This window comes from Kitasatospora sp. NPDC001603, assembly GCF_040298365.1.
GTDB lineage: Bacteria > Actinomycetota > Actinomycetes > Streptomycetales > Streptomycetaceae > Kitasatospora.
Genome location: NZ_JBEPAA010000029.1, coordinates 88,512 through 101,618, shown reverse-complemented (window position 1 = coordinate 101,618; position 13,107 = coordinate 88,512). Strand labels below are relative to the sequence as shown.

The window sequence follows — 13,107 nt, the reverse complement described above, 5'->3', positions numbered from 1 at the left end:
TGTCTTCCCGGGCTTGACGCCCTGTCCGACGTTTCAAACTCTAGCCGATCCCCGCCCCGAAAGGCGAATCCGGCCGCAATCCATATAAACAGGCACACCGAATAAGGCATGAGCCGTGCCTGCCGTCGAAATGACAAAGCACAACCCAGCCCGAACCGGGAAGTGATGTTTCAAGGGATTGGCCGCTCCGGGACCGTCCGCGTAGACACGTGTCCGGTGCTCCCAGCCGAGCGACTAGAGAACACTACGCCGCCGGGCCGGGCGATGCAAACAGCCGCCGGCCGGACCCCGGGGAGAGGGGGCCGGCCGGCGGCGGCAGTGCGGCGGGGGCTCAGCTGTTGGTCGGGAACCCGAGGTTGATGCCGCCGTGCGAGGGGTCCAGCCAGCGCTGGGTGACGGCCTTGCCGCGGGTGAAGAACTGCACGCCGTCCGGGCCGTACGCGTGGGCGTCGCCGAAGAGCGAGGACTTCCAGCCGCCGAAGGAGTAGTAGGCGACCGGCACCGGGATCGGCACGTTGATGCCGACCATGCCGACCTCCACCTCGTACTGGAAGCGCCGGGCAGCACCGCCGTCGTTGGTGAAGATGGCGGTGCCGTTGCCGTAGGGGTTGGCGTTGATGAGTGCCACGCCCTCCTCGTAGGAGGAGACCCGCACGACCGACAGCACCGGGCCGAAGATCTCGTCGTTGTAGACGGACATGCCGGGCTTGACGTGGTCGAACAGGGTGGGGCCGAGCCAGAAGCCGTCCGAGGTGGGCGCGCCGTTGCGGTCCTCGGCGGTGATCGGGTGCTTGCGGCCGTCGACCGCGAGCTCGGCGCCGTCGGCGACACCGGACTCGACGTAGGAGGTGACCTTGTCCCGGTGCTGGCCGGTGACCAGCGGGCCCATCTCGGAGTCGCCGTTGCAGCCCGGGCCGACCTTCAGGTTGGCGATCCGCTGCTTGATCTTGTCGACCAGCTCGTCGCCGATCGGGTCGACGGCGACCAGCACCGAGATGGCCATGCAGCGCTCGCCGGCCGCGCCGAAGCCGGCGTTGATGGCCGCGTCGGCGCTGAGGTCCAGGTCGGCGTCCGGCAGGACGAGCATGTGGTTCTTGGCGCCGCCGAGCGCCTGCACGCGCTTGCCGTAGCGGGTGCCGGTCTCGTAGACGTAGCGGGCGATCGGGGTGGAGCCGACGAAGCTGACCGACTTGATGTCGGGGTGCTCCAGCAGACGGTCGACGGAGACCTTGTCGCCGTGCACGACGTTGAACACGCCGTCCGGCAGCCCGGCCTCCTTCCACAGCTCGGCCAGGAAGTTGGCGGCGGACGGGTCCTTCTCGGACGGCTTCAGGACGACGGTGTTGCCGGCCGCGATCGCGATCGGGAAGAACCACATCGGCACCATCGCCGGGAAGTTGAACGGCGAGATGACGGCCACCGGGCCGAGCGGCTGGCGGATCGAGTAGACGTCGATGCCGGTGGACGCCTGCTCGGTGAAGCCGCCCTTGACGAGCTGCGGGATGCCGCAGGCGTACTCGACGACCTCCAGGCCGCGGGCGATCTCGCCGAGCGCGTCGGAGTGCACCTTGCCGTGCTCGGCGACGATGATCGCGGCCAGCTCGTCCCGGCGGGCGTTGAGCAGCTCGCGGAAGTTGAAGAGCACCGTGGTGCGCTTGGCGATCGAGGCGTTGCGCCACTCGACGAACGCCGAGGCGGCGGCGGCCACCGCCTGGTCGACCTCGTCGATCCCGGCGAAGTCGACGTGACCCGAGACCTGGCCGGTGGCCGGGTCGAAGAGGTCACCGCGGCGGGGTGCGGCGCCGGCGGTGGCGACCGGCCGGCCACCGATCCAGTGAATGATGTGCTTGCTCATGGTCCGTCTGCCTCCGAAGTCCCGGGCGGCGTCCTGCCGCCGGTCCCTTGTGTGGCGCCGCCCGCGAGAGGGCCGGGCGACGGGATCACGGGGCTACCGCGCTCATCACCCAGTCTGCTGGCCGTCACCGCCCGCCTCAACGAACAGGCTGACGGGCATCCGGGATTCAGCCTTACAGGTCGTCGGCCGTATCGGCCGGACGAGCGAAGCTCAGGCCCCACCGGACCCCGTCGCCCCGTCCGCCTCCTCCCGGGCACCGGCCGACCGCGCGCCCGCCGCGTCCTCGACCGGTGCCGCCTCGCCGGTGTCCTCCACGAGCTCCCGGTCCTCCCGGTCTCCCAGGGCCTCGACGTCCTCCTCGACCTCCGGGTCCTCCAGCGCCTCGACATCCTCCAGGTACGGATCGTGCAACCCGTCCGCGGCTTCCTGGGTCTCCAGCAGGTCGAGGCGGAGGTCCTGCGACCACGCCAGCGCCCACCGCTTCAGCCCGGCCACCGCGCCGCCCGCCGCTCCCCGGGCCCGGAACCGTCCGTCGGCGGCGTCGGCCAGGGTCTCCAGCCGGTCGGCGAGGACGGCGGGCTGGAAGTCCGCGTCCAGCGCGGTGGCCAGTGCGAGCAGCTCCCCCTCCCGGTACCAGGCGGTCAGGGCGTGCACGTCGAGCAGGTCCCGGGGCAGGCCCCGGTCGGCGAGCAGCGCGGTGGCGAGTCCGGCCGCGTCCTCCAGGGCGACGACGGTCATCGTCAGCGGGGGCTCGCCGGCCGCCGGTGCGCCGAGGTCGAGGCGGACCGGGCGGTGGCCCAGTGGCTCCTTGCGCAGCTCCACCGTGTGCGACCGGCCGCCGAGCGTCAGCCGGACGGACAGCTGTTCCAGGCGCGGGGTGCCCGGGCGCTCGGCCACCCCGCCGCCCGCCGCCCGGTAGGCGGCGGCCAGCTCGGCGGCGGCCTGCGGCAGATCGGTGCCGCCGTCGGCCACCAGGGTCAGCCCGTCCTGGGCGCAGGCCGGCACTCCGTGGGCGCGCAGCGCGTGCCCACCGGCGAGCGCGAGCCCGAGCCGGTCGCAGACGGGCCGGGCCTGCTCGGCGAGCCGCAACTGCGCCCGGCCGGGGCGGAGGAAGGGGTCGACGGCGTCCGGGGCGGTGGTCATCCTCCCAGTCTGGCGCGGCCGCCCGGGCCGTGCGCCGGGCCGCGTCCGGTCGGCCGCCCCGGCTCCGGCGTCGCGGCGGCGTCACCAGTCGCTGAGCCGGGCGGCGGCCTCGTGCAGGGCGAGTTCCAGCACGACCGGGTCGTTGAGCCGTCCGGAGCCGTCCGGCGGGACGAGCCAGCGCACGCCGCGGCTCTGCCGTTCGGGGTGCGGTACGACGATCCAGGTGCCTTCGCCGGCGCAGCGGACGCCCGTCCCGACCCAGCGCGCGGCCGTGCCGACGGGGACGAGGAAGCCGACGCTCTCGCCCGCGGAGTCGCCGAGGACCGGCCCGCAGGAGCGGGAGTCGAGGATGTCGATGACGGGACGGCCGAGCCGGCCGGGTACCGAGAGGACGTCCCAGCGCCGGCCGGCCGGCAGCAGCATCAGGCCCAGCCCGCTGCGTTCCCACTGTTCCCGGAAGGCGTCCGGGTCCGGTGCCGCCTGGGCGAGCCAGTGCAGTCCGGTGCTCTCCATGGTCCTGTCCCCGTTTCTCAGCGCGCTGCTGATCGTGGCGCGGCGGGAAACCGAGACCCGCCGTCACCAACGAGAGGCGGACGGCGGGTCTCTCTTACACGGATAGCGCGATCACCTCGCCGAACGGATGGATCGGCTCGGATCAGCTCGGATCAGCTCGGCTGGGATCAGCTCGGCTCGGCTCGGCTCGGATCAGCGGATTCTCCGCTCCGATCACCGGATCAGCCGGTGATCGGCGCGGAAGGCCGTCGGGGCGGCCGCTCAGCTGTCGAAGCCCAGCCCCATCCGGTCGAGGGTGCGCAGCCAGAGGTTGCGGTGCCCACCGGTCCGGTCGGCGCGCTCCAGCGAGCGGGTGGTGAGCTCGATGCCGGCCCAGCGCACCGGCTCGGGCGGGAACGGCAGCGGCTTGGAGCGGACCATCTCCAGCGAGGTGCGCTCGGTGCGCTCCCCGGCCAGCAGGTCGAGCATCACCTCGGCGCCGAACCGGGTGGCGCCCACCCCCAGCCCGGTGTACCCGGCGGCGTAGGCGACCCGGCCGCGGTGGGCGGTGTCGAAGAACGCCGAGAAACGGCTGCAGGTGTCGATCGCCCCGCCCCAGGCGTGGGTGAAGCGCAGCCCCTCCAGCTGCGGGAAGCAGCGGAAGAAGTTGTGCGCCAGCGTGCGGAAGGTCTCCGGCCGCTGGTCGTACTCGTGCCGGACGTGTCCGCCGTAGTGGTAGACGGCGTCGTAGCCGCCCCAGAGGATGCGGTTGTCGGCGGAGAGCCGGAAGTAGTGGAACTTGTTGGCGCTGTCGCCGAGCCCCTGCCGCCCCTTCCAGCCGATCGCGGCGAGCTGCTCGGCGCTGAGCGGCTCGGTCATCAGCGCGTAGTCGTACACCGGGACGACGAACGGGCGGACCCGCTTGACCAGCGACGGGAAGACGTTGGTGCCGAGCGCGACCCGGCGGGCGAAGACCCGTCCGTACGGGGTGCGGACGGCCATGCCGCCGCCGTGCTCCCTGAGGTCCGTCGCCCGGGTGTGCTCGAAGATCCGCACGCCCTGGGAGAGGCAGGCGTCCTTGAGGCCCCAGGCGAGTTTGGCGGGGTGGACCATCGCCACGCCCTCCTTGTCCCAGAGCCCGCCGAGGAAGGTCGGCGAGTCGACCTCGGCCCGCAGCTCGTCGCGGTCGAGCACGGTGATGTCGAGTCCGTACTCGGCGACCGCCTCGGCGACCTCCTGCAGCTCGGCGAGCTGGTGGGGCTGGGTGGCGACGTCGATCTCGCCGGTGCGCTCCCACTCGGCGTCGATCCCGTAGCGCGCGATGGTCGCCTCGATGCCGTCCAGGTTGGCCGCGCCGAGGCGTTCGAGCTGGGCGAGTTCGGCGGGCCAGCGCTGCAGCCCGTTGCCGAAACCGTGGGTCAGGCTGGCCGCGCAGAATCCGCCGTTGCGCCCGGACGCGGCCCACCCCACCTCGTTGCCCTCGACCAGGACGACGTCCAGGGAGGGGTCGCGCTCCTTGGCGACGAGGGCGGTCCAGAGGCCGGAGTATCCGCCGCCGACGACCAGCAGGTCGCAGGTGGTGTCGCCGACGAGGGCGGGCAGCGCCGCCGGCCGGCCCGGGTCCTCCAGCCAGAAGGGGGTGGGCCTGGCGTCACTGAGCGCGCGGGCGGAGTCCATGCATTATCAGCCACTTTCTGCACATCGATGATGGTTGTCGGCCGCTCCCGACGCTACGTCGGGAGCGCCGGCGGTGCCGGTCAGGCGGTGACCTTCCGGCGGTTCCCGAGCCACTGACCGGCGACGGTCAGCACCACCGCGGCGATGAACATCGCGGTGCCGATGACGTTCACCTGCACCGGGATGCCGCGCTGCGAGGCGCCCCAGACGAACATCGGGAAGGTGACCGTGGTCGGGCCCGAGTTGAACTGGGTGATGATGAAGTCGTCGAAGGAGAGCGCGAAGCTGAGCAGCGCGCCGGCGGCGATGCCGGGGGCGACCAGCGGCAGGGTGACCCGCAGGAAGGTCTGGGTCGGGGTCGCGTAGAGGTCCTGGGCGGCCTGTTCGAGCCTCGGGTCCATGCTCATCACCCGCGCCTTGACCGCCGTCACCACGAAGCTCAGGCAGAACATGATGTGCGCGATGAGGATCGTGGTGAAGCCGAACGGGATCCGCATGTTGAGGAAGAGCGTGCCGAGCGAGGCGGCCATCACCACCTCCGGCATGGCCATCGGCAGGAAGATCATCGCGGTGGTGGCGGAGCGGCCGCGGAAGCGGTAGCGGGCCAGCGCGAAGGCGACCATGGTGCCGAGCACGGTGGCGCCGACGGTCGCGAGCACCGCGACCTCCAGGCTCAGCGACAGCGACTGGCACATGTCGGCCACACCGCAGGGATCGGTCCAGGCGTCGGTGGAGAACTCGGACCACTCGTAGTTGAACTTGCCGACCGGCTTGTTGAACGAGAAGGCCAGGACCACCAGGTTGGGCAGCACCAGGTAGGCCAGGGCCAGCAGGCCGGCCAGCACCACCAGGTGGGCCCGGATCCACTTGATCACTCGGGACATCAGACCAGTTCCTCCGTCCCGGCCTTGCGCATGTAGACCGTCACCATCCCCAGGATCAGGGCCATCAGGATGAAGCTCAGCGCTGCCGCGGTGGGGTAGTCGAGCACGTTGAGGAACTGCTTCTGGATGCCGTTGCCGACCATCTGCTCGCTCGGCGAGCCCAGCAGCTGGGCGTTGATGTAGTCGCCGGAGGCCGGGATGAAGGTGAGCAGCGTGCCCGCGACCACGCCGGGCAGCGAGATCGGGAAGGTCACCTTGCGGAAGGTCGTGAACGGGCGGGCGTACAGGTCCCCGGCCGCCTCGTGCAGGCGGGGGTCGATCCGCTCCAGCGAGGTGTAGAGCGGAAGGATCATGAACGGGAGGAAGTTGTAGGTCAGGCCGCACACCACCGCGAGCGGCGTGGCCAGCACCCGGTCGCCGGAGGTGAGGCCGACGGCGCTGGTGAGGTCCAGGACGTGCAGCGCGTTGAGCGCGCCGACCACCGGGCCGCCGTCCGAGAGGATCGTCTTCCAGGCCAGCGTGCGGATCAGGAAGCTGGTGAAGAACGGCGCGATCACCAGGATCAGGATGACGTTGCGCCAGCGCTTGCTCGCCTTGAAGGCGATCGTGTAGGCGAGCGGGTAGCCGATGGCCAGGCAGAACAGCGTGGCGGTGGCCGCGTAGCCGAACGAGCGGACGAAGTGCCAGCGGTACTCGACCAGGGCGTCCCAGTAGGTGGCGACGTGCCAGGTGACCTTGAAGCCGCTCTCCAGCGAGCCGGTCTGCAGCGAGGTGGAGGCCTGGTAGACCATCGGCACCGCGAAGAAGACGACCAGCCAGGCTATGCCCGGCAGCAGCAGCCAGTACGGGGTGAGCTTTCGCCTGGGCCGCGCGGCCGGTCCGGGCAGCGGGCCGCCGTCGGGGGGTACGGCCTGCGGCGGCGCCACGGCGGTGGTGGTGGTCATGCTGCCTCCTCCCCGGTGCCCGCGTCGATCGCCTGGGCGGCGTCCAGGGCGAAGGAGTGCGCCGGGTTCCAGTGCAGGACGACCGGCGCACCGGGGACGATCCGGGTGTCGCGCTCCATGTTCTGCTCGAAGACGGTCACCTCCTGGCCGCCGTCGGTGCGCACCAGGTACTGGGTGGAGACGCCGATGAAGCTGGAGTCGACCACGGTGCCGCCCAGCCGGTTGCGGCCGTCGGCGACCTCGGCGGAGGAGTGCTCGATGGTGATCTTCTCCGGCCGGACGCCGAGGTGGACCTTCCTCGCGTCCGCGGCGCACCGGGCCTTCGGCACGGAGAGCCGGGCGCCGGCGGCGCTGAGCAGGAGGTCGCCGCCCTGCTGCCCGGTCACGTCGGCGGGCAGCAGGTTGGACTGGCCGAGGAAGTTGGCCACGAAGGTGGTGGCGGGGTTCTCGTAGAGCTCGGCGGGGGCGCCGAGCTGCTCGACCCGGCCGCCGTTCATCACCGCGATGGTGTCGGCCATCGTCATGGCCTCCTCCTGGTCGTGGGTGACGTGGACGAAGGTGATGCCCACTTCGGTCTGGATCCGCTTGAGCTCCAGCTGCATCTGCCGGCGGAGCTTGAGGTCGAGGGCGCCGAGCGGTTCGTCCAGGAGGAGCACCTGGGGGTGGTTGATCAGGGCGCGGGCGACGGCGACGCGCTGCTGCTGGCCGCCGGAGAGCTGGTGCGGCTTGCGGCGGGCGTACTGGCCGAGCTCCACCAGCTCCAGCATGTCGTCGACCTGCTTCTTGACGTCCTTCTTGCCGCGCCGGCGCAGGCCGAAGGCGACGTTCTCGAAGATGTCGAGGTGCGGGAAGAGCGCGTAGCTCTGGAAGACGGTGTTCACCGGGCGCTTGTACGGGGGCAGGGCGGTGACGTCCTGGCCGCCGATCAGGACGGTGCCGCTGGTGGGCTCCTCCAGCCCGGCGATCATGCGCAGGGTGGTGGTCTTGCCGCAGCCGGAGGCGCCGAGCAGGGCGAAGAAGGAGCCCTGCGGGACGGTCAGGTCGAGCGGGTGGACGGCGGTGAAGGCGCCGTAGGTCTTGCCGATGCCGGTGAGGCGGACGTCGCCACCGGTGGCCGCGGAGCGCAGCTGCTCTGTCATGGGTGGTGTCTCTCTGGTTCTCTGCCGTCGGGGGGTCAGGCGCCGATGAGCTTGGAGAACTTCTCCTCGAAGGAGCTCTCCTCGGCCTCGGTCAGGCTGCGGAACACGTGCGCCTTCGCCGCCATCTCGGGGGTGGGGACGACCAGCGGGTTGGCCGCGGTGTCCGGGGCGATGGCCGCGAGCTCCTTCTCCATCCCGGTGACGGCGGAGACGTAGCCGATGCCCGCGGCCAGCTGCGCCGCGATCTTGGGCTGATAGTAGAAGTCGATCAACTTCTCGGCGTTGGCCTTGTGCCGGGCCTTGGCCGGGACGAGCATGTTGTCGGTCCCGTAGACGAAGCCCTGCTCCGGGACGACGAACTCGATGTCCGGGTTGTCGGCGCGGAGTTGGATCAGGTCGCCGCCCCAGGCGACGCAGGCCGCGATGTCCCCGGAGGAGAGCTCCTGGCCGTAGTCGTTGCCGGTGAAGCGGCGGATCTGCTTGCCGTCCACCGCCTTCTGCAGCCGGGCGATCGCCGCGTCGTAGTCGTCGGCGGTGAACTTCGCCGGGTCCTTGCCCATGTCCAGCAGGGTCATCCCGACGCTGTCGCGCATCTCGGAGAGGAAGGTGACCCGGCCCTTGAGGTCCTGGTCCTCCAGCAGCTGGGCGACGCTGGTGACCTCCTTGCCCCTGGTCGCCTTCCGGTTGTACGCGATCACGACCTGGATGCCGGCCCACGGGTAGGAGTAGAGCCGGCCCGGGTCCCAGTCGGGGGCGCGGAAGCGGGCGTCCACGTTGGTGATCGCGGTGGTGACGTTGGCCGGGGTGAGCTTCTGCGCCCAGCCGAGCCGGATCAGCCGGGCGGCCATCCAGTCGGTGAGCACCATCAGGTCGCGGCCGGTGTCCTGGCCGGCCGCGAGCTGTGGCTTGACCTTGCCGAAGAACTCGACGTTGTCGTTGATGTCCTCGGCGTACTTGACCCTGATCCCGGTGGCCGCGGTGAAGGCCTCCAGCGAGCCGTGCTTCTCCTGGTCGTTCTCGTCGGTGTCGATGTAGAGCGGCCAGTTGGAGAAGCTCACCTCCCGCTCGCCCTCCGACAGGTCGGGGGCGGCGTTCGCGGTGGAGTCCCCGGTGCCGGCGGTGCCCGCCGCCGGGATGCCGCAGGCGGCCAGCGTGCCCGCACCGGCGGTGAGGGCGGCGGCGCGCAGCAGGGTCCGCCTGCCGACGGCGGCCCGGCCACTGGTCAGACTGCGTTCCCAGGCCCTGCGGACCGGTTCGGGCAGACCGTCGGTGAGCTCGTTGAACACCATGGAACGGGCCTCCTGGGGGGAGAGGTCGGGTCGGGGCGGTGGGGGAACGCCCCTGGGAGGGGTTATCTGTCTCCGAAGACGGTGCGGTGCCAGTCCTTGCGGACCACCGCCGTGGTGTCGAACATGACGTGCTTGACCTGCGTGTACTCGTCCAGCGAGTACTGCGACATGTCCTTGCCGTAGCCGGAGGACTTGTAGCCGCCGTGCGGCATCTCGCTGATGATCGGGATGTGGTCGTTGACCCAGACGCAGCCCGCCGCGATCTCCCGGGTGGCACGCAGCGAACGGTGCACGTTGCTCGTCCACGCCGAGGCGGCCAGGCCGTACGGGGTGTCGTTGGCCAGCCGCAGCCCCTCGTCGTCGCCGTCGAAGGGCAGCACGACCAGGACCGGGCCGAAGATCTCGCCCTGGACGATCTCGCTGTCCTGCGCCGCGTCGGTGACGAGGGTCGGCAGGTAGTAGGCGCCCCGGGTGAGGTCGGTGCCGTCGTGGCCCTTATCGGGGGCGTGTCCGCCGGTGACGACGGTCGCGCCGTACCCGCGGGCCCGCTCGACGAAGCCGGCCACCCGGTCGCGGTGGGTGTGGGAGACCAGCGGGCCGAGGTCGGTCCGCGGGTCCAGCGGGTCGCCGAGCCGGATCGTGCGGTAGAGGTCGGCGACGCCCGCCACGAAGGCGTCGTAGAGCGGCCGCTGCACGTACGCGCGGGTGGCGGCGGTGCAGTCCTGGCCGCTGTTGATCAGCGAGGCGGCGACCGCCCCGTGCACGGCGGCGTCCAGGTCGGCGTCGTCGAAGACCACGAACGGGGCCTTGCCGCCCAGCTCCAGGTGGGTGCGCTTGACGGTCGCGGTGGCGAGTTCGGCGACCCGTCGGCCGACCGGGGTGGAGCCGGTGAAGGAGACCATCGCGACGTCCGGGTGCGCGACCAGGCGCTCGCCGGCGGTGCGCCCGGCGCCGGTGACCACGTTGACCACGCCGTCCGGGATGCCGGCCGCGGTGCAGGCCCGGGCGAACATCACCGAGGTCAGCGGGGTCAGCTCGGCCGGCTTGAGGACGATGGTGTTGCCCGCCGCGATCGCCGGGAGGATCTTCCAGGCGGCCATCTGGAGCGGGTAGTTCCACGGCGAGATCGAGCCGACCACGCCGATCGGCTCGCGCCGCACGTACGAGGTGTGGTCCCCCGAGTACTCGCCGGCCGCCTTGCCCTCCAGGTTGCGGGCGGCGCCCGCGAAGAAGGCGGCGTTGTCGATCGTGCCGGGGACGTCGAACTCGGTGGAGAGCTTGACCGGCTTGCCGGTCTGCGCGGACTCCACCCGGGCGAGGTCGGCGCCGGCCTCGGTGAGCACGGCGGCGAGCCTGGTCAGCGCCTCCGAGCGGGCGCCCGGGGTGGCGCCGGCCCACTCGGGCAGCGCGGCGCGGGCGGCGGCCACGGCGGCGTCGACCTGCTCGGTGGAGGCGAGGGAGATCTGCTCGACCACGCTGCCGTCCGCCGGGTTGACGACCTGGAAGGGCTCGCCGCTCCCCCGGCTCTGCCGGCCGGCGATGTACTGCGCGCCCGCGCCGAAGTCGGTCAGGTCCATCTGTTCCTCCAAGTGCCGGTGGTTCGACTGCCCGCAAGGCGAAAGACCGCCTGATCCGCCATGGTGCAGGTGCCGGCGGGCGGGGGACCGCACCGGCGTCGTACGACTGGTCGAGTCGCCGCGTCCTCGGTGCGGGGGGAAACCGGCCCGGTCGGTCACCGGGATGCGCGATCCTGACAGCAGGGCGTGACCCCGGCAAGGGATTCCGGTGTTGCTTTCCGGTCACGCGACGGATTCCCGCGGTTGTGTCGTCTTTCGCCACAGCCGACCCGCTGACCATGCCCGGTGCCGCCGGGGCGTGACAAGGGTCACCCCGGAAAGCTAGCCGCGCAGGGCCTTACAGGGTGCAAGGGTTTCGGCAGGGCGACAGTTCGTCGCCGCGAGCGATGATTTACCTGACACTCTGAACCCTGGAGGCCCGCGATGCTCCCCACCGTCGCCCGTGTGCTCGACCTGGAGGTGATGCGGCGCGGCCTCCCCCAGGTCGTCGCCGGCACCGACCACCTGGAGCGCCCGGTCCGCTGGGTCCACGTCAGCGAACTGCCCGACGTCGCCGGGGTGCTCCAGGGCGGCGAGCTGGTGCTGACCACCGGCATCGCGCTGCCCGAGGACCGCGAGGGCTTGGCCCGGTACGTGCGGGAGCTGGACGAGGTCGGCGTGGCCGGCCTGGTCATCGAGTTCGGCCGGCGCTACTTCGACTCGCTGCCCCGCGCCCTGGTGCACGCCGCCGAGCAGCGCGGTCTCCCGCTGATCGCGCTCCGCCGCGAGCTGCGCTTCGTCGCCGTCACCGAGGCCGTGCACGCCCTGGTGGTGAACGCCCAGCTGGAGCAGCTGCGCACCTCGGAGGCGGTCCACCAGGTCTTCAACGAGCTGGTGGTGGAGGGCGCCGAGCCGGCCGAGGTGGTCCGTCAGGTGGCCCGGATGGCGGGCGGGCCGGTGGTGCTGGAGAACCTCGCCCACCAGGTGCTGGCGCACGACACCGCCGGCCGGCCCGAGACCGAGCTGCTGGAGGACTGGGAACGCCGGTCGCGCGGGGTCCGCCCGCCCGGCCGCACCGGCCACGACCCGCGCAGCGGCTGGCTGGTCACCACGGTCGGCGCCCGCGGCCAGGACTGGGGCCGGCTCGTCCTGGTCGCCGACCCGGGGCCGCTGCCCGAGGGCACCGCGCACCCGCACACCATGCTGCTCGAGCGCGGCGCCTCCGCGCTCGCCCTCAACCGGCTGGTGGTGCGCGACCGCGAGAGCCTGGAGCGGCAGACCCACCGCACGCTGCTCTCCGGCATCCTCACCCATGCCCTGACCGTCTCCGAGGTGGCGCTGCGCGCCCAGGCCCTCGGCGTGCCGCTGGAGGGCCGCCGGCTGGTCGGGGTGGTCCTGCGGCAGCGGCGCGGACCGATCCCGGCCGCCCTGGAGGCCCAGGCCAGGCTGCGCGACTTCACCGAGCTGGCGGCCACCGCGATCCGGAGCTGCCGGCTCTCCGCCCTCGTCGGCGCGCTGGACGACGAGGGCGTCGGCGTGCTGATCGCCCTCGCCGCCCAGCAGGACGAGCACGCCGCGCTGGACGCCTTCGCCGCGGCGCTGCGCCGGCTGACGGCGGAGGCCGACCGGGAGGCCGCCCCCGCGCCGGCGCCGGTGGTCGCCGCGGGCTCCTCGGTCGGCTCGGTGCGCGACGCCCGGCGCACCCTGCTGGAGGCCACCCAGGTCGCCGACGCCGCACTGCACGACGCCCCCGGCGGCCGGGCGGCCGCGTACTACCGGCTGCCCGACGTCCGGCTCCGCGGCCTGCTGCACCTGCTGCGCGACGACGCCCGGCTGCAGACCTACGTCGAGCGCGAGCTGGGCCCGCTGCTCGCCTACGACGCCGAGCACAACGCCCAGTTGGTGCAGATGCTGCGGATCTACCTGGAGCAGGGCCGGAACAAGTCGGCGGCGGCCGACGCCGCGCACCTGTCCCGGCCGTCCTTCTACGACCGGCTGCACAAGGTCGAGCGGATCCTCGGCGTCGACCTCGACCAGGTGGAGTCCTGCCTCTCGCTGCACGTCGCGCTGCTCGGGCTGGACGCGGTGCGCCGCTGAGCCGCGGCCCCCCTCGGCCGGCCCCGTGCGG

10 protein-coding genes are annotated in these 13,107 nt (G+C 72.1%); 1 reads left to right on the top strand and 9 read right to left on the bottom strand.

The window, feature by feature from the left end; all coding sequences use genetic code 11:
• Nucleotides 1-331 precede the first annotated feature (331 nt).
• The 9 genes from ABT263_RS19860 to ABT263_RS19820 all read right to left on the bottom strand — a co-directional run bounded on the left by ABT263_RS19860 (nt 332) and on the right by ABT263_RS19820 (nt 11,000).
• Nucleotides 332-1,855 carry a CoA-acylating methylmalonate-semialdehyde dehydrogenase gene (locus ABT263_RS19860; protein ID WP_329489800.1) on the bottom strand — a complete coding sequence of 508 codons (1,524 nt, stop codon included), beginning with the start codon at nt 1,853-1,855 and terminating at the stop codon, nt 332-334.
• 210 nt (nt 1,856-2,065) lie between these two features.
• On the bottom strand, nt 2,066-2,998 hold the full coding sequence (locus ABT263_RS19855; RefSeq protein ID WP_352291687.1) for a hypothetical protein: 933 nt from the start codon (nt 2,996-2,998) through the stop codon (nt 2,066-2,068).
• 81 nt (nt 2,999-3,079) lie between these two features.
• Nucleotides 3,080-3,511: a hypothetical protein gene (locus ABT263_RS19850; RefSeq protein ID WP_352291685.1), complete on the bottom strand. Its 432-nt coding sequence runs from the start codon at nt 3,509-3,511 to the stop codon at nt 3,080-3,082.
• A gap of 261 nt (nt 3,512-3,772) precedes the next feature.
• Nucleotides 3,773-5,167, bottom strand: coding sequence for an NAD(P)/FAD-dependent oxidoreductase (locus tag ABT263_RS19845; protein WP_329489797.1), 1,395 nt, complete (start codon nt 5,165-5,167; stop codon nt 3,773-3,775).
• An 80-nt stretch (nt 5,168-5,247) separates the two neighbouring features.
• Nucleotides 5,248-6,051 carry an ABC transporter permease gene (locus ABT263_RS19840; protein ID WP_352291683.1) on the bottom strand — a complete coding sequence of 268 codons (804 nt, stop codon included), beginning with the start codon at nt 6,049-6,051 and terminating at the stop codon, nt 5,248-5,250.
• The gene (locus ABT263_RS19835) at nt 6,051-6,995 is read right to left on the bottom strand and encodes an ABC transporter permease (protein ID WP_352291681.1); all 945 of its coding nucleotides are present in this window, start codon (nt 6,993-6,995) and stop codon (nt 6,051-6,053) included. The genes ABT263_RS19840 and ABT263_RS19835 overlap by 1 nt, the downstream gene beginning before the upstream one ends.
• Nucleotides 6,992-8,134: an ABC transporter ATP-binding protein gene (locus tag ABT263_RS19830; protein WP_329489794.1), complete on the bottom strand. Its 1,143-nt coding sequence runs from the start codon at nt 8,132-8,134 to the stop codon at nt 6,992-6,994. The genes ABT263_RS19835 and ABT263_RS19830 overlap by 4 nt, the downstream gene beginning before the upstream one ends.
• 35 nt (nt 8,135-8,169) lie before the next feature.
• Nucleotides 8,170-9,423, bottom strand: coding sequence for a polyamine ABC transporter substrate-binding protein (locus ABT263_RS19825; RefSeq protein WP_352291679.1), 1,254 nt, complete (start codon nt 9,421-9,423; stop codon nt 8,170-8,172).
• Nucleotides 9,424-9,485: 62 nt separating this feature from the next.
• Nucleotides 9,486-11,000 carry a gamma-aminobutyraldehyde dehydrogenase gene (locus ABT263_RS19820; RefSeq protein ID WP_352291677.1) on the bottom strand — a complete coding sequence of 505 codons (1,515 nt, stop codon included), beginning with the start codon at nt 10,998-11,000 and terminating at the stop codon, nt 9,486-9,488.
• Between the two features lie 423 nt (nt 11,001-11,423).
• Here ABT263_RS19820 and ABT263_RS19815 point away from each other — a divergent pair, with 423 nt between their 5' ends.
• Nucleotides 11,424-13,076 carry a PucR family transcriptional regulator gene (locus ABT263_RS19815; protein WP_329489791.1) on the top strand — a complete coding sequence of 551 codons (1,653 nt, stop codon included), beginning with the start codon at nt 11,424-11,426 and terminating at the stop codon, nt 13,074-13,076.
• The last annotated feature ends 31 nt before the right edge of the window (nt 13,077-13,107 follow it).

What these genes read in the sequence shown, in the direction of transcription:
- ABT263_RS19860 (WP_329489800.1), bottom strand. Translation starts at nt 1,855, where the DNA reads ATGAGCAAGCACATCATTCACTGGATCGGTGGCCGGCCGGTCGCCACC.
- ABT263_RS19855 (WP_352291687.1), bottom strand. Translation starts at nt 2,998, where the DNA reads ATGACCACCGCCCCGGACGCCGTCGACCCCTTCCTCCGCCCCGGCCGG.
- ABT263_RS19850 (WP_352291685.1), bottom strand. Translation starts at nt 3,511, where the DNA reads ATGGAGAGCACCGGACTGCACTGGCTCGCCCAGGCGGCACCGGACCCG.
- ABT263_RS19845 (WP_329489797.1), bottom strand. Translation starts at nt 5,167, where the DNA reads ATGGACTCCGCCCGCGCGCTCAGTGACGCCAGGCCCACCCCCTTCTGG.
- ABT263_RS19840 (WP_352291683.1), bottom strand. Translation starts at nt 6,051, where the DNA reads ATGTCCCGAGTGATCAAGTGGATCCGGGCCCACCTGGTGGTGCTGGCC.
- ABT263_RS19835 (WP_352291681.1), bottom strand. Translation starts at nt 6,995, where the DNA reads ATGACCACCACCACCGCCGTGGCGCCGCCGCAGGCCGTACCCCCCGAC.
- ABT263_RS19830 (WP_329489794.1), bottom strand. Translation starts at nt 8,134, where the DNA reads ATGACAGAGCAGCTGCGCTCCGCGGCCACCGGTGGCGACGTCCGCCTC.
- ABT263_RS19825 (WP_352291679.1), bottom strand. Translation starts at nt 9,423, where the DNA reads ATGGTGTTCAACGAGCTCACCGACGGTCTGCCCGAACCGGTCCGCAGG.
- ABT263_RS19820 (WP_352291677.1), bottom strand. Translation starts at nt 11,000, where the DNA reads ATGGACCTGACCGACTTCGGCGCGGGCGCGCAGTACATCGCCGGCCGG.
- ABT263_RS19815 (WP_329489791.1), top strand. Translation starts at nt 11,424, where the DNA reads ATGCTCCCCACCGTCGCCCGTGTGCTCGACCTGGAGGTGATGCGGCGC.